The following is a 14,440-nucleotide window of genomic DNA, read 5'->3' as shown; positions in this document are numbered from 1 at the left end:
CGAATCGATCGGCACTGACCAGAGAGACCTCGTATGAGCATGCGCGCAGCCGTCTACCACGCCGACCACGACATCCGGATCGACTCGGTTCCGGAACCGATCCGCGCCCCCGGCGACGTGCTGCTGAAGGTGGTGCGCTCGGGTCTGTGCGGCACCGACGCCACGGAATGGGCCGTGGGGCCGAAGATCTTTCCCGTCACCACCGCACACCGGGTGACCGGGCACATCGGCCCCATGGTCCCCGGTCACGAGTTCGTGGGCGAGGTGGTGGAGGCGGATGCGTCGAGCGCCTTCCGGCCCGGCGATCGGGTCGCGAGCGGTGCGGGCGTGTGGTGCGGCGAGTGCGCGCGCTGCCGGGAAGGCCGCACGAACATGTGCGACCGGTACTACACCTTCGGCCTCTCCACGGACGGCGGGATGGCCGGCTTCGTGTCGGTTCCGGAGCGCACGCTCGCGCGCATCCCGGACGGGCTGTCGTACGACCACGCCGCCCTCGCCCAGCCGCTCGCCGTGGGCATCCATGCCGCCCGCCGCTCGGGCGCGGTCGACGGCGACCGGGTGGTGATCATCGGAGCCGGGGCGATCGCGTCCTTCGTGCTGGCCGGACTGAAGCACCTCGTCGACGCGGAGATCGTGGTGGTGGAGTTCGCCGGCCCGAAGCAGGAGCGCGCGCTCCGGTTCGGAGCATCCGCGGTGCTGAGCCCGTCGCCCGAGCTCCTGGCTGAGGTGACGGACGCCTTCGGCGGAGCGCGGCCCGACGTCGTGATCGAGGCCAGCGGTGCTCCCGGGCAACTCGCGACCGCGGTCTCCCTCGTGCGCGACGGCGGACGGGTGCTCGCGGTCGGGTTGCCGAAGGCGAAGCCCGAGCTCGACGTGCACTCCGTGGTGTTCCGGGAGATCACCATCGACTCCAGCCTCGCGCATGTCTGCGACGCCGACCTCGGGCCCGCGCTCGAGATCCTCGCCGAAGGGGTCGTCGGTCCCGAGTTGCTGGAGAGCGTCGTGCCGCTCGAGGAGCTCGGCGCGCAGCTGGAGCGGCTGGCGCAGGGTCGCCTCGACGGGAAGGTGCTCATCGATCCGTGGCGGTGACCGGGCCCTCAGGTTGGGGGTATTCCGAATAACGGAACTCAAGCACGTGGAGTGAAACATCACTAGCATGGCGCCATGAGCTTCTCCTGCGCCCATGCCGTTCCCGACTCGCCGCAGACACTGGTCGGTCCCCGATGAGGGCACTCGTCATCACGGGCCCCGGCGCCGCCGAGGTGCAGGAGATCGCGCCGCCCGAGGCCGTCCCGGGCGAGGTCGTGGTCGATGTGGCGCGCGCCGGCATCTGCGGCACCGACGTCGAGTTCTTCACCGGCGAGATGCAGTACCTGCACGACGGCAATGCGAGCTACCCGATCCGCATCGGTCACGAATGGATGGGGACCGTCACCGCGGTGGGGGAGGGCGTCGACCCGGCGTGGCTCGGTGCACGCGTGACCGGCGACACGATGCTCGGCTGCGGCACCTGCCGGCGCTGCCGGAGCGGCTACCACCGGGTGTGCGCCTTCCGCACCGAGCTCGGGGTGCGCGGCGGCCGGCCGGGCGCGCTGGCCGGCCAGGTCGCGGTGCCGGCGGATGCGCTGCACCGGCTTCCCGACACCGTCGACGACGCTGCGGGTGCCCTGGTGGAGCCCGGTGCCAACGCCTTCCGCGCCGTCGAGGCCGCGCGGCTGCGCCCTGGCAACCGCGCGCTCGTGCTGGGCGCCGGCACCATCGGCCTGCTCGCGGCGATGTTCGCCCGGGCCGAGGGCGCCGAGGTGCACCTGATGGGCCGCAGCGAGCGGTCGCTCGCCTTCGCGCGCTCGCTCGGCTTCGAGAACGTCTGGACCGAATCCGCCCTGCCCGACCGCCCGTGGGACGCCGTGATCGAGGCCTCGAACGCACCCGATCTGCCTGCCAAGGCGGTGAGCCTCGTCGAACCCGGCAAACGCGTCGTGTTCGTCGGCCTCGCCGGCAGCCCGAGCCTCGTCGACACCCGAGACATCGCGCTCGCCGACGTCACGGCCGTCGGCATCCTCGGCGGTTCGCCCGGCCTCGAGGGCACCATCCAGGCCTACGGCAGCGGCGCGGTCGACCCGCGCCCGATCGTGGCGGCCACCGTCGCACTCGACGAGCTGCCCGCCATTCTCGCCGGCACACGCCCCGAGGGCGCCGGCCCCGGCCCGAAATTCCATGTCGTCATCGAAGAACAGGACAGGTCATGAGACGAGCACTGGTCACCGGCGCAGCGAGCGGCCTGGGCGCCGCCACCGCCACCCGCCTCCGCGCCGGCGGAGTCGAGGTGGTGACGGCCGACATCGCTCCCGGCGTCGACGTCACGCTCGACGTGTCGGATGTGGCATCCATCGCCGCGGCCGCCGCCGAGGTGGGGCCGATCGACATCCTCATCAACTCGGCCGGGATCGTCGGCCCGAACGCCCCGCTCATCGACACGCCGCCCGAGCAATGGCGCGCGGTGCTCGACGTGAACGTGCTCGGCGTGGTCGGCATGATGCAGGCCTTCGTGCCGGGGATGGTGGACCGGGGCTGGGGCCGCGTGGTCAACTTCGCGAGCATGGCCGGCAAGGACGGCAACCCGAACCTGTCGATCTACTCGGCGTCGAAGGCGGCGGTGATCGCGCTCACGAAATCGGCCGGCAAGGAGCTCGCCACTACCGGCGTGCTGGTGAATGCCATCGCGCCCGCGGTGATCGCAACGCCGATGAACGACACGACCGCGCCCGAGGTGCTGGCGCACATCACGAGTCTCATCCCGATGAAGCGGGTCGGCCGCGCCGAGGAGGTGGCCGAGCTGGTGGCCTGGCTGAGCTCCGACGCCGTGAGCTTCTCGACCGGCGCCGTCTACGACATCAGTGGCGGGCGCGCCACCTACTGAGCAGGCGGGAGGCCGCCCGAGACGACCTGTTCGATCTCGGGCACACGTGCCTCCAGTGCCGCCAGCGGCAGCCGGAAGGCGAGTGCGCTCACACTGATGGCGCCCGAGATCGTCGCGTCGGCGCCGAGCCGCACCGGCACCGCCACGCAGTTGACCCCCATCTCGTTCTCCTGGTCGTCGACGGCGTAGCCGCGCGCACGGGTCTCCTGCAGCTCACGCCAGAGGGCGTCGATCGACGTGATCGTGTGCGGGGTGCTGCCCGCGAGCATCCGAGAGCCGCCCAGTCGCTCCTGCAACTGCGACTCGTCGTCGACGGCGTAGGCCAGCAGGAGTTTGCCCACGGCGGTGCGGTGCGCCGGGTTGCGGCCGCCGACGGTCGAGGTGAGCCTTATGGCGCCGCCCTCCGGGTCTTCCTTGGCGCGGTAGACCACCTCGTCGCCCTCGAGCACGGCGTAGTGGGCGGTCTCGCCAAAGCGCTCGGTCAGCGCGCGCAGGATCGGGCCGATCTGCAACGCCTCCGGCCGTGCCTGGTGATTCTTGAGCGCGAGCCGGATGAACTCGTCCCCCAGCACGTAGCGCCCGCGACCGGTCTGCGCGGCCAGCCGGGCGCGCCGCAGCGCCGCGAGCGCTCGGTGGATGGTGGGCTTCGGGTAGCCGAGTCGTCCCGCCAGCTCGTCGAGGCTGACGCCGAGCGGATGCTGGGCGAGTTCGATCAGCACCGCCAGCACCCGATCGGTGCCGACGAGCCGCTCCGCTTCGCCGTCCGCGCTCATGAGGGACCTCGCTCCCGCTCGACGTTCAGCATAACGGAATGCTGTTCCACCGAGCGGGAGCCGAACCGGAACTCAGAACACCCGGATCAGGCGCGCCGCCGGCGCGGCGTCCAACGTCACCGTCAGCAGCGCCGACTCGGCTTCGAACTCGAGCCCGGTCGGCACATCCGTCGGGAAGAGCACCTCGGCCCGGCCGAACCCCGCCGCCCAGGGCGCGAGCGGCAACTGCACCGAATCGGCGCCGCCGCGCCGCCACACCGCGAGGAGCAGCCCCTCGTCATCGACCAGCCCTTGGGCGATCCAGTCGTCGTACCAGCCGGGCAGCCCGATCGGCCAGACCGGTGAGGAGTGGGGGATGCGCCGGCGGTACCCGCGGTACACCTCCATCGCCGTGGCAACCGTCCCGAGCTGTGCCTCGTCGAGCTTCCACATCCCGCCGCTCAGCTGCGGCCGTGCCAGCAGCCCGTTCACGATCGCCAGCCGCAGCTCCTCGGTGCCGAACTCGGGCTGTGGGTACACCCAGACCGCCGCCTGCTCCGGCGTGACGCCGCTCGGCGCGCCCGCGGCGATCGGCGGGTACTTGAGGTGATCGACCTGGTCGCTCGTGGAGAGGATGGAGAACTCGGCGAGCGAGGCGTAGTCGATCCGTGCGCCACCGCTCGAGCAGTTCTCGATCACGAGATCCGGGTGCCGGCGGAACAGTCCGCGAATCCAGTCGAGGAATGCGCGGTGGTGCTCGAGCAATGCGTCGCCGGCGCTGTCGCTGTCGACGTCGCTGCCGATCCCGCCGTTGATGTTGTAGTCGAACTTCAGATAGCCGAGGCCGTAGTCGGCGATCAGCCGGTCGACCACTTCGTCCATCCGCTCCCGCACCGCCGCCGAGCGGAAGTCGAGCTGATGCCGGCCCTGGCTGTCGATGCGCGCACCGTGCCGCCGGAAGAAGGCGTCGCCCGGCAACTGCTCGGCGAGCGGACTCTCCACGCCGACCACCTCGGGTTCGAGCCAGAGCCCCGGCACCATGCCGGCGGCACGAATGGCGTCGAACACCCGCACGAAGCCGTTCGGGAAGCGGTCGGACGCCTCCGTCCAGGCGCCGACCGTGTTCCACCAGCTCTGCTCGTCCGAGTACCAGCCGGCGTCGACGCAGAAGTACTCGCTGCCCGCCGCGGCAGCCGACGCGATGACCGGCAGCAGCTTCTCCTCGGTCGGGTCGGCCATCAGCGCGTTCATGAAGTCGTTGAACACGATCGGCAGGTCGATGTCGTCGGCGTTCGGCCGGCGGATGAGCCGGCGGTACTCGGTGAGCGGAACGAGCGCATCCTCGACTCGGCCACGTGTCGTGGCGATCGCGAGCGGCACGGCGGTGAACGACTCGCCGGGCTCCAGCCGGCGGTGCCAGTGGTGCTCCTGGTCGTTCGGGCCGCCCGCCGAGAGGTAGACGGCGGCCAGATGGTCGGCCACCTCCCACTGCCACGAGCCGTTGGCCTCGAGCTGCCAGGCCCAGGCGAGGTCGCGGCCGCGGTCTTCGAGCGCCCCCATCGGCAGGTACTCCGTGGTCGACTGCGTGCCGATGCTCGACACCGAGACGCGCGACTTCGAGGAGTGCACCCCCTCCTCGGTGAAGCCGACGTCGACGATGCCGAGGGAGGGCAGGGTGTGCTCGGTCCAGTTGAACTCGGCGAACAGCGTGTTGTGGGGGATGCGCAGGCGCAGGTCGTCGCGCCAGGCCGGGTCGCGGAAGCGGGCGAAGCCGTTCAGCGAGAGGCTCGAGAGGTGCTCGAGCACGAACGGCTGCGCGCCGCGGTTCGCGACGGTCTGCAGCACCCGGATGACCGGCAGCTCCCCGAACACGGTGAAGCGGCTCGTGAGCTCGACGCCGGCGGCGGTCGCCTGCACGACGACGAGGCTCGATGTGGCGCCGTCGCTCTCCGTCCGGTGCTCCTGGTACCGCAACTCGGCCGAGGTGCCGAGGCCCACATGGCGCTGCCCCTGGGGCAGCCGGCCGCCGGCGACCAGCACCTCTGCGGGTGGCAGGGCGATGGCGGCCGGCAGGTCGTCGGTACCGGCGTCGGCCGGGCCGAGCGCGACGATGACCGCCCGCCCCTCGTGTTCGGCGAGCCGGAGCCGCACGGTGCTGTTGCCCCAGTCGATGAGCACGGTCATCCGTGAACCTCGCCGTCGTAGACGCTGGCGGCGCCGGCCCACGGCACCTCGTCGACGCGCACGGGCGCACCCGACTCCACGGCCTCGTTGATGGCGAGGCTCAGCAACTGGTCGTGGCAGCCGTCGGCGAGCGAGTACGCCTCCGGGCCGCCGTCGACGTAGCGCGCCATGCGCCCCATCAGCTCGGCCACGGCGAGTTCGTCGTCGTTGAGCCGCGCGCCGCGGTAGGGGTTCGACCACACGATGTCGTCGCCCCACGCGATGGAGTCGACGAAGAACCCCTCGAGGTCGCCGTCGGCGCCGGTGGCCGTGCGGGCGAGGCGGCCCGTGGTGGCGTGCCGTGCACCCACGACGTACGACACGGTGTCGTCGCTGATCTGGCCGCGGGGGCCATAGACCTCGACGTGCCGGGGGCGGGTGGGGGAGAAATACTGCTCGAAGTCGAACTCGTACAGCCCGTTCTGCGCGCCGTAATCCAGCCGGGCGAACGCCCTGGCGGAGGTGTACTCGATCAGCTCCTCGTGCCAGTCGTCGCGGCCGCGCGAGGCGACGGTGGGGTCGGGGATCGACCACCCGGTCACGGTGACGGGGTCGAAGCCCTTGCCGAGGAACGCGCGGATGAGGCTGACGCCGTGGTAGCCGTGAGCAGCCGAGAGCCGCGCCCAGGTCACCGCGCCGAGGCGCCCGGATGCCGCGATCGCCAGCCGGGCCGCGTGATGCGCCTGGAAGCGGTACTGCTCCGCCACCTGCACCCGCTGGCCCTGCAGCGTCGCGTAGTAGTCGAGCAGCAACTCGCGCGTCGGTGCCGGCGGCGTCTCGGTGAGGACGGCGTGACCGGCCCGCGCGGCGGCGACCGTGAGTTCGGCCGCCACCTCGGCCGGCGTCGCGACCACGATGTAGTCGTAGTCGCCGGCGAGGAAGGTCTCGCGCGACGTGGTGGCGGGCACCCGCCAGTCGCGGGTGACCCGCTCGGCCGAGGCGTCGGAGGCGACGTGCACGGCGGCCACCTCGAAGTGCTCGGGGAGTACGGATGCGGCACGCAGGTAGTACTGCGCGCGCCAGCTCGCGCCGACGATCCCGATGCGGGCCGCCATCAGAGCTCACGACCGTTCCGGCCACCGCCGGTGCCCGAGTAGGGCGCGCCGGCGTTCCAGTCGGTGGGCCGCTCGGGCTGCTCGCCGTCGATCGGCAGCAGGACGGTGCCGTGCGCCCGGGCGGACTCGTAGGCGGCCTCCACGATCTCGAGGGCCTGGAGCGACGAGTCCGGGATGGCGTAGTCGCGCGATCCGTCGCGGATCTGCGAGGCGAGGAACTCGAGGTGGCGCTGGTGACCGCTCACCTCGAACGGCTCGACGTCGACGCGCACGCGGTCGTTGCCCGCATTCACGATCGTGAAGTAGCCCTCGTAGGCGCCGAACTCGATGAAGCCGTTGTCGCCGACGATGCGGAAGAGGCAGACGATGTCGTTGCGGGTCAGCGGCACGAAGTCACCGGTGTGCATGAGCGCCCGGACACCGGAGCGGGTGCGTGCCAGCGTGATCGCATCGGTCTCCACCTGCATGCCGTCGCGGAAGGTGCGGGTCGAGACGTCGGCCGCGGCGAGCACGAAGTCGACGGGCTCGCCGCCGGTGAGCGCCACGAAGAACTGGAACCAGTGGATGCCCGCGTTGATGATGTCCCAGCTCGTGCACTCGATCTCCACCACGCGCAGGGTGCCGATCTCGCCGGCACGCACGCGGCGCACCACCTCGGCCCCGCCGGCCTGCGCCATCAGGCCGTGCGGCACCACGACCGGGAGGTCGTGCGCCTTGATCAGGTCGAGGATCTCCCGGCCGGCCGCCGTGGTGTCGCCGAGGGGCTTCTCGACCAGCAGGCCCCGGATGCCCGGGATCTCGAGCGCTGCCCGGGTGAGCGGCAGATGGGTGGGCGCGTAGGTCGAGACGCAGACGACCTCGGTGGGGCTCTGCGCGAACATCTCCAGAGCATCGGTGTACGTGGCGACCGTGCCGCCGGTCTTCTCGCGCACCCGCTCGAGGGCGGCCTCGCTCATGTCGGCCACCGCCGTCAGGGTGAAGTCGTCTGACGCGAGCAGCGCGTCGATGCTGAGTGTGCCACCCGCCCCGGCTCCGATCACGGCAGCGGTCAGGGGTCGTGGGTCGCTCATGGTCTCCTCCTCGAGAACGGTGGTCGTGGGCACAGCGGTGCTCACGGATTCGATTGCACTCTATCTGATAGGTTTGCTCTGTCAACAGCAAACCGGTGTGTCCATTTGATGACATCTCGCTGTACCGTGGGGGAAACCGATTGAGGGCCAAGATGACGGACAGCACCGAGACGCGGGACGACGCGCCACAGAGCGCGATGCATCGCGTCGTCGAGCGGGTCGAGGCGCTGGTCTTCGACGAGCTGGAGCCCGGGCACGCACTGCCGTCGGAGGGCGAGCTGGCACAGGATCTCGGGGTGAGTCGTCTCACGGTGCGGGAAGGCATGCGGCAGCTGAGCGCGCGGGGCCTGATCGAGGTGCACAACGGCCGGCGCCCGGTGGTGGCGTCACCGAACGGCAAGGGGGTCGGCGACTTCTTCCGCAACGCCATCCGGCGCGACCCGCGGTCCTTGCTCGATCTGCTCGAGGTGCGCCAGGCGCTCGAGGTGCACATCGCCGTGCTGGCGGCGCGCAACGCCAGCCGGGCCAGCATCGTGGCGATGCAGGCGGCGATCGACAACATGAGTCGCAACATCTCCGCTCCCGAGGACTTCAACGAGGCCGACATCCAGTTCCATGAACTGCTCGCCGCCGCCACCGGCAACCAGATGTTGTCGATTCTGATCGAGGAGTTGTCCGACTCGCAGCGCTCGTCACGCGCGCAGAGCTTCGCCGGGCACGAGCGGCTGGGGCGGCGCTTCGACGAGGTGCTCGAGCAGCACGCCGACATCCTCGACTGCGTCGAGCGCCGCGACGAGGCCGGAGCGGCCGCCGCGATGCGCCGGCACCTCCGCAGCACCGAGAAAGACCTCGCGGCCGCACTGCGCTGACGGCGCCCTGCACGGGCCGGGGGCGGAGCCCTGCCCACGCGACGCGCCTCGAGCCACCGAGCCAAATACCTATCGTTGACTTCGCGAGAACCTATCTGATACTTTCTGAGAACCCGAGGCGATAACGGCACCGCGCTCGGTGACACGAGGTGAATCGATGAAGATTACGAATATCGTCACGACCGTGGTCGGCACGCCCTGGCGGGAACTGACCTACGTCGAACTCGAGACCGACGAGGGCCTGGTCGGCGTCGGCGAGGTGCGGATGGTCAACAAGACCGAGACGCTGATCGCGGCCATCCAGGAGATCGGCAACCGCTACGTGATCGGTGCCGACCCCTTCGACGTGGAGCGGATCGCCTGGGGCGTGCTCTGGACGGAATACGGCCGGGCCGGCGAAGTGGCGCAGTCGGCGCTCGCCGCGATCGACATCGCCTGCTGGGACCTGATCGGTCAGGCCTGCGGTCAGCCCGTCTGGAAGCTGCTCGGCGGCCGGTTCCGCTCCGTGGTGCCGGCCTACGCGAACGGCTGGTACCAGGGCGACCGGGAGCCCGAGGCGATCGGGGAGCTGGCGAAGACCGTCGTCGCCCGGGGCTATCGCGGCCTGAAGCTCGACCCGTTCGGCGCGGCATCGGCCGACCTCACCACGGCCGAACTGACCCGATCGGTTTCGATCGTCGAGGCGGTGCGCGACGCGGTCGGGCCCGACGTCGACATCATGATCGAGATGCACGGCCGATTCCGCTCGGCGACGGCCGTGCGGGTGGCCGGCGCGCTCGAGCACCTGGCGCCCAAATGGCTCGAGGAGCCCGTCCCCCCGGCGAACGTGCACGGCCTCCGCAACGTGCGGCTCGGCACCCGGCTGCCGATCGCCACCGGCGAGCGCATCCACGGCATCGAAGACGCCGCGCCGCTCCTGGAGGAGGGCCTGGTCGACACGCTGCAGGTCGATGTGACGCACTTCGGCGGCATCACGGGTCTGCACAAGCTGGCCGGCTGGGCGGCGGCGTACAACGTGCCGCTCGCGCCGCACAACGTCTGCGGCCCCGTGAGCACCGCCGCGAACGTGCACCTGGGCGTCGCGACGCCGAACTTCCAGGTGCTCGAGCACTTCAACGACTTCGCCGACACCTGGGTGCTCGACCTGGTCGACCACCCCCACCTGGTCGACCCTCGCACCGGCGGCTTCCCGGTGCCCGAGCGGCCCGGTCTCGGCGTCCGTTTCGACCGCGAGCGGGCGGCCGAGCATCCTTCCAACGGCGCGACCTTCAACCTGTTCGCCGTGGGGTGGGAGAAGCGGGAGGGCACCGCCCTCGACGTGGCCTCCACCCTGCACTAGACCCCGCACCACCCACCGCAGCGTGCGCGCCTGCGCACAGAGAAAGAAGATGGAAATGCAACGAAGCATCAAGCGACTCCTCGGGGTCGCATCCGTCGCCGCACTGGCAGTCGGCCTCGCCTCCTGTGCGAGCTCGAGCTCTTCGGGTTCCGATGACGGCGACGAGACCGGCAACCTCGTCGTCTGGGACCTGCTCTCGGGCAGCGACCCGAACTGGAAAGCCGTGATGGATGAGGTCGACCAGCAGTTCGAGGCCGATCATCCGGGCGTCACGATCGAGCGGGTGGCGCAGCCCGCCGACCCCGCCGTCATCAAGCAGCTCATGCAGGCGGCGGCACAGGCCAAGAGCGGCCCCGACCTGATCATGACCTGGGCGTGGGGTGACGTGCTGTCGCTCAAGCCCTCCCTCGCACCCATCGACAAGTACATCAGTGACGACCAGCGCAACCAGCTGAGCGGCTGGGAAGGCGTGACCTTCGACGACCAGACCTACGGCGTGCCGATCGGTCTGCAGGGCCTCGGCATCTCGTACAACTCGCAGCTGTTCGAGAAGGCCGGGCTCGACCCCGACAACCCGCCGCAGACGGTCGACGAGCTGATCAGCGCGTGCAAGGCGCTGAACGACGCCGGTATCACCCCGATCGGCGGCGGCAACAAGGAGGGCTACCTCAGCGGCTGGACCTACTCCACCCTGTTCGCCGGCTCGGCCACGGCCGACCAGGCCGCAGCGCTTGCCACGTACGACAGCCCGATGAACGAGCCGCCGGTCTCGACGGCCGTCGAGGGCATCCAGTCGCTCGTCGACGCCGGCTGCTTCGACCCCGACATGCCCGCGACGCCCTGGTACCCGGACGGGTTCGAGAAGTTCCAGACCGGTGAAGCCGCGATGCAGTTCACGATCTACAGCCAGTTCGCCTACATGCAGGACCCGACCATCGGGCAGTACGTGCGCTTCATCCCGTCGATCGAGAACACGGTCGAGCCCGAGTTCCTGCCGGCCGGCGCGATGAACGTCTGGGCCGTCACCGACTTCTCCAAGCACAAGAAGCTCGCCGCCGAACTCGCCCTGTTCCAGGAGCAGGCGCAGTTCCAGCAGGAGCGCCTCGACACCGGCAGCTACTTCCCGAACAACAAGGACGTGTCCTTCGACGCCTTCCTCGCGAAGAACCCCGGTGCCTCCTCGCTCGTCGATCTGCTGAAGGCCGGGAAGCCTACCTTCCTCCCCGCTCACAACATGCAGGACTCCAAGACGAACGACGTCTTCCAGAGCCAGATCGAACTCGCCATGCTGGGGCAGACGACATACGAGGATGCGCTGCAGCAGGCCGAGGATTCCCGGAAAGCTCAGTACCCCGTACTGATGGGAACGGAGTAGCCACGCAATGAGCGGGACGATGACGAACAGGCGACGCACGAAGAAGTACTCCTCGCCCGGAACACTGCTGTTGTTCCTCGGCCCGGCGCTGTTCGTCATCGTCCTGCTGCGGGTGTGGCCCGTGTTCCAGGGCGTGTTCATCGCCTTCACGAGCTGGGACGGCATCCGCGACCCGGTCTTCAACGGGCTGGACAACTTCACCCGGATGCTCTCCGACCCCGTGCTCCTCACCGCACTCGGCAACACCTCGAAGATCCTGGTGCTCGCGCCGATCTGGATCCTGGGACCGCTGCTCTTGGCCGCGGTCATCCAGGACCGGATTCCCGGGGCGTCGTTCTTCAAGATCGCCTACGTGCTGCCGGTGCTCGTGTCGCCGGTCGTGATCGGTGTGCTGTTCGTCATCATCCTGGGCCCCGAGGGTCCGCTGAACACCGCGTTACGGGGTGTCGGTCTCGGGTTCCTCGCCAACAACTGGACGGTCGACACGAACCTCGTGATGTGGATCGTGGCGGGCATGGTCATCTGGTCGAGCTTCGGCCTCGGTGTGCTGTTGTTCACGGCGGCGCTCGCCTCGGTCGACGAGAGCCTCTACGAGGCGGCGCGGATCGACGGCGCCAACTGGGGTCAGCGATTCCGGTACGTGACCCTGCCGTCGGTGCGCGGGGTCACCGAGTACTGGACGGTCATGGTGGTGATCATGGCGTTCTCGTCGGCCATCGTGCTGGGCTATGCGTTCTCACAGGGCGGCCCGGGCTACGCCTCCACCACCGTGGACCTCTTCATCTACAACCAGGCCTTCCGGTACGGGGCTCCGGGGTACGCGACCGCGGTCGGCATCACCCTGTTCCTCCTGCTGGGCATCCTGCTGCTGGTTTTCCTGCGGCTCTCGCGACGGCGCGGTGAGTCGATGTTCGACGATTCCGGGACTCCGCTATGACCATCTCCACCCTCTCCGCCCTCGAACCCGTCATCGCCGACGAGATCGAGCACAACCCGAACCCGCGCCGCCGCCGCGGACACAAGCGGATGAGCCCGGCGAAGTTCGTGGTGATCATCGTGTGCGCGGCCATCGCCGCGTCGACGATCTACCCCTTCGTCTTCATGATCTTCACGGCCCTGAAGACACCCGGCGACTACGCGTCGAACAAGCTCGGGCTGCCGCTCCCGCCCACGCTCGACAATTTCGTGACCGCCCTGTCCGGCACCCTCGGCGTCTCCTTCGTCAACAGCGTCATCACCGTCGGCGCCGGCACCATCATCACGGTCATCCTCGGCTGCATGGCCGGGTTCGCCTTCGCGTTCCTCCGGTTCCCGTTCCGGGCCACCCTGCTGCGAATCATCATGATCATCATGGTGCTGCCGATCACCGTGCTGATCCCGCCCATCTTCAAGGTCATCCTCGACATCGGCCTGGTGAACACCTACCCGGGGCTCATCCTCTTGTACGTCGCGATCAGCATCCCGGCGGGTGTGTACATGATGGCGACCTTCTTCATGGCGGTGCCGAAGGAGCTGATCGAGTCGGCCCGCATCGACGGTGCCCGGCCGTTCAGGGTGTTCTTCGAGATCGCGGTGCCGCTCGCGCGTCCCGCCTTCATCACGCTCGGTACCTTCACCTTCCTGGGCCTCTGGAACGAGCTGCTGTTCGCGCTGCTCATCATGTCCTCGCCCGAGCAGCGCACTCTCCCCGTGGCGATCGCGCTGCTGCGGCAGAGCGTGCAGAACCCCACCCTGGTTCAGGATGCGATCATCGCGGCGGGCCTCTTGATGTCGGCGGCGCTGCCGTTCCTCCTGTTCGTGCTGTTCAACCGGCAGATCACCCAGGGCATGGTGGCGGGAGCGCTGAAGTGAGGTCGGGGCCGCCGATCGACCCCGAGTTGCTGGCCTTCCTGCCGGCGGAGGAGACCGGGCATCCGTTCATGGCGGGCGCCGAGGGCATCGCCGCGTTGCGCGAGGCCATGGCCGCGCTGTTCGAGAGCGTCGACGTGGTGCGCGAGCGCACCGGCGCCGTGATCGAGGAGACGCACGTCGCGGGTGTGCCGGTGCTCGTCGCGCGACCGGATGCGCCGGGCCGCCGCGGCGCGCTGCTCGCCATCCACGGCGGCGGCATGGTCGCGGGCGGCAACCGCTCGGGCCTCGAGTACAACGTGCGGCTGGCCCTCGAGCTCGACGCGGTGATCGTGCTCGTGGATTACCGGCTGGCACCGGAGCATCCGTACCCCGCACCGCTCGACGACGTCGACGCGGTCTGGGAGTGGATGCGGGGCGGCGGCCTCGCCGAACTCGGGCTCGACGTCGACCCGGCGCGGCTCGTCGTCATGGGGGGCAGCGCCGGCGGCCTGCTCGCCGCCGGACTGACGGTGCGCATCGTGGCCCGGGGGAGTGCGACGCCGTGCGCCCTGCTGCTCGTGCAGCCCCAGCTCGACGACCGCAACGCACTGCCCTCCACCTTCGAGCTCTCGAACGAGGGGTTCTGGGACCGCGAGTCGAACGCCACGGGCTGGGCGGCCTACCTCGGCGATCTCGAGGGCGAGGTGCCGTTCGATGCCGCGCCCGGGCGGGCGACCGACCTGAGCGGATTTCCGCCCACCTTCGTGGAGATCGGGCAGGTCGACCTGTTCCGCGACGAGGAGCTCGACTTCGTGGCGCGGCTGAGCCGGGCGGGCGTGCCGGTCGAGGCCCACCTGTGGCCGGGCGCCTTTCACGGCTTCGACGGGCTCGCGACGACGCGGCTCGCTCAGCGGGCGGTCGCCGCCCGCACCGACTTCCTGCGCGGAGTGCTCACCGCGTAGGCCGGCCCCGGGCCGGACACCGGGCACGTCAGTGATCGATTCAAG

The 14,440-nt window shown here is 69.9% G+C and carries 13 protein-coding genes; 9 read left to right on the top strand and 4 right to left on the bottom strand.

What is annotated here, in order from left to right; genetic code table 11:
- The first annotated feature begins 33 nt into the window (after positions 1–33).
- The 3 genes from AC3WLB_RS15230 to AC3WLB_RS15220 all read left to right on the top strand — a co-directional run bounded on the left by AC3WLB_RS15230 (position 34) and on the right by AC3WLB_RS15220 (position 2,920).
- On the top strand, positions 34–1,089 hold the full coding sequence (locus AC3WLB_RS15230) for a zinc-dependent alcohol dehydrogenase (protein WP_492507351.1): 1,056 nt from the start codon (positions 34–36) through the stop codon (positions 1,087–1,089).
- A gap of 134 nt (positions 1,090–1,223) precedes the next feature.
- Entirely contained in the window at positions 1,224–2,249 is a 1,026-nt protein-coding gene (locus AC3WLB_RS15225) for a zinc-dependent alcohol dehydrogenase (RefSeq protein ID WP_492507349.1), read from the top strand.
- Positions 2,246–2,920, top strand: a complete 675-nt coding sequence (locus AC3WLB_RS15220; RefSeq protein ID WP_492507347.1) for an SDR family NAD(P)-dependent oxidoreductase — start codon at positions 2,246–2,248, stop codon at positions 2,918–2,920. Before AC3WLB_RS15225 ends, AC3WLB_RS15220 begins: the two co-directional genes overlap by 4 nt.
- On the opposite strand, the gene AC3WLB_RS15215 is transcribed toward AC3WLB_RS15220, so the two are convergent.
- The 4 genes from AC3WLB_RS15215 to AC3WLB_RS15200 form a co-directional block, all read right to left on the bottom strand.
- The gene (locus tag AC3WLB_RS15215; protein ID WP_492507345.1) at positions 2,914–3,693 is read right to left on the bottom strand and encodes an IclR family transcriptional regulator; all 780 of its coding nucleotides are present in this window, start codon (positions 3,691–3,693) and stop codon (positions 2,914–2,916) included. The two genes, AC3WLB_RS15220 and AC3WLB_RS15215, sit on opposite strands and share 7 nt — an antisense overlap.
- 72 nt (positions 3,694–3,765) lie before the next feature.
- Positions 3,766–5,856, bottom strand: a complete 2,091-nt coding sequence (locus AC3WLB_RS15210; protein ID WP_492507343.1) for an alpha-galactosidase — start codon at positions 5,854–5,856, stop codon at positions 3,766–3,768.
- Positions 5,853–6,950, bottom strand: coding sequence for a Gfo/Idh/MocA family protein (locus AC3WLB_RS15205; RefSeq protein WP_492507341.1), 1,098 nt, complete (start codon positions 6,948–6,950; stop codon positions 5,853–5,855). Before AC3WLB_RS15205 ends, AC3WLB_RS15210 begins: the two co-directional genes overlap by 4 nt.
- The gene (locus AC3WLB_RS15200; RefSeq protein ID WP_022896387.1) at positions 6,950–8,065 is read right to left on the bottom strand and encodes a Gfo/Idh/MocA family protein; all 1,116 of its coding nucleotides are present in this window, start codon (positions 8,063–8,065) and stop codon (positions 6,950–6,952) included. Before AC3WLB_RS15200 ends, AC3WLB_RS15205 begins: the two co-directional genes overlap by 1 nt.
- A gap of 107 nt (positions 8,066–8,172) precedes the next feature.
- On the opposite strand from AC3WLB_RS15200, the gene AC3WLB_RS15195 reads away from it, so the two are divergent.
- From AC3WLB_RS15195 to AC3WLB_RS15170, 6 genes are all read left to right on the top strand, one after another.
- Positions 8,173–8,889 (top strand): FCD domain-containing protein, encoded by a 717-nt coding sequence (locus tag AC3WLB_RS15195; protein WP_022896386.1) that lies wholly within the window; start codon positions 8,173–8,175, stop codon positions 8,887–8,889.
- 157 nt (positions 8,890–9,046) lie between these two features.
- Positions 9,047–10,228 carry a mandelate racemase/muconate lactonizing enzyme family protein gene (locus tag AC3WLB_RS15190; protein ID WP_022896385.1) on the top strand — a complete coding sequence of 394 codons (1,182 nt, stop codon included), beginning with the start codon at positions 9,047–9,049 and terminating at the stop codon, positions 10,226–10,228.
- 55 nt (positions 10,229–10,283) lie between these two features.
- Positions 10,284–11,603: an extracellular solute-binding protein gene (locus AC3WLB_RS15185; protein ID WP_022896384.1), complete on the top strand. Its 1,320-nt coding sequence runs from the start codon at positions 10,284–10,286 to the stop codon at positions 11,601–11,603.
- Positions 11,604–11,622: 19 nt separating this feature from the next.
- On the top strand, positions 11,623–12,540 hold the full coding sequence (locus AC3WLB_RS15180; RefSeq protein WP_022896383.1) for a carbohydrate ABC transporter permease: 918 nt from the start codon (positions 11,623–11,625) through the stop codon (positions 12,538–12,540).
- A complete protein-coding gene (locus tag AC3WLB_RS15175; RefSeq protein WP_492507337.1) occupies positions 12,537–13,454 on the top strand; it encodes a carbohydrate ABC transporter permease in 918 nt (305 codons plus the stop codon). Before AC3WLB_RS15180 ends, AC3WLB_RS15175 begins: the two co-directional genes overlap by 4 nt.
- Positions 13,451–14,395 carry an alpha/beta hydrolase gene (locus AC3WLB_RS15170; protein ID WP_492507335.1) on the top strand — a complete coding sequence of 315 codons (945 nt, stop codon included), beginning with the start codon at positions 13,451–13,453 and terminating at the stop codon, positions 14,393–14,395. The genes AC3WLB_RS15175 and AC3WLB_RS15170 overlap by 4 nt, the downstream gene beginning before the upstream one ends.
- Positions 14,396–14,440 lie beyond the last annotated feature (45 nt).

This window comes from Herbiconiux sp. FW305-C-125 (assembly GCF_058783455.1).
This window is presented reverse-complemented; position numbering and strand designations above follow the sequence as displayed.

Excerpts from the sequence above, each read along its gene's own strand:
- AC3WLB_RS15195 (WP_022896386.1), top strand. The coding sequence starts at position 8,173 with ATGACGGACAGCACCGAGACGCGGGACGACGCGCCACAGAGCGCGATG.
- AC3WLB_RS15225 (WP_492507349.1), top strand. The coding sequence starts at position 1,224 with ATGAGGGCACTCGTCATCACGGGCCCCGGCGCCGCCGAGGTGCAGGAG.
- AC3WLB_RS15210 (WP_492507343.1), bottom strand. The coding sequence starts at position 5,856 with ATGACCGTGCTCATCGACTGGGGCAACAGCACCGTGCGGCTCCGGCTC.
- AC3WLB_RS15230 (WP_492507351.1), top strand. The coding sequence starts at position 34 with ATGAGCATGCGCGCAGCCGTCTACCACGCCGACCACGACATCCGGATC.
- AC3WLB_RS15190 (WP_022896385.1), top strand. The coding sequence starts at position 9,047 with ATGAAGATTACGAATATCGTCACGACCGTGGTCGGCACGCCCTGGCGG.
- AC3WLB_RS15215 (WP_492507345.1), bottom strand. The coding sequence starts at position 3,693 with ATGAGCGCGGACGGCGAAGCGGAGCGGCTCGTCGGCACCGATCGGGTG.
- AC3WLB_RS15180 (WP_022896383.1), top strand. The coding sequence starts at position 11,623 with ATGACGAACAGGCGACGCACGAAGAAGTACTCCTCGCCCGGAACACTG.
- AC3WLB_RS15205 (WP_492507341.1), bottom strand. The coding sequence starts at position 6,950 with ATGGCGGCCCGCATCGGGATCGTCGGCGCGAGCTGGCGCGCGCAGTAC.
- AC3WLB_RS15220 (WP_492507347.1), top strand. The coding sequence starts at position 2,246 with ATGAGACGAGCACTGGTCACCGGCGCAGCGAGCGGCCTGGGCGCCGCC.
- AC3WLB_RS15185 (WP_022896384.1), top strand. The coding sequence starts at position 10,284 with ATGCAACGAAGCATCAAGCGACTCCTCGGGGTCGCATCCGTCGCCGCA.
- AC3WLB_RS15175 (WP_492507337.1), top strand. The coding sequence starts at position 12,537 with ATGACCATCTCCACCCTCTCCGCCCTCGAACCCGTCATCGCCGACGAG.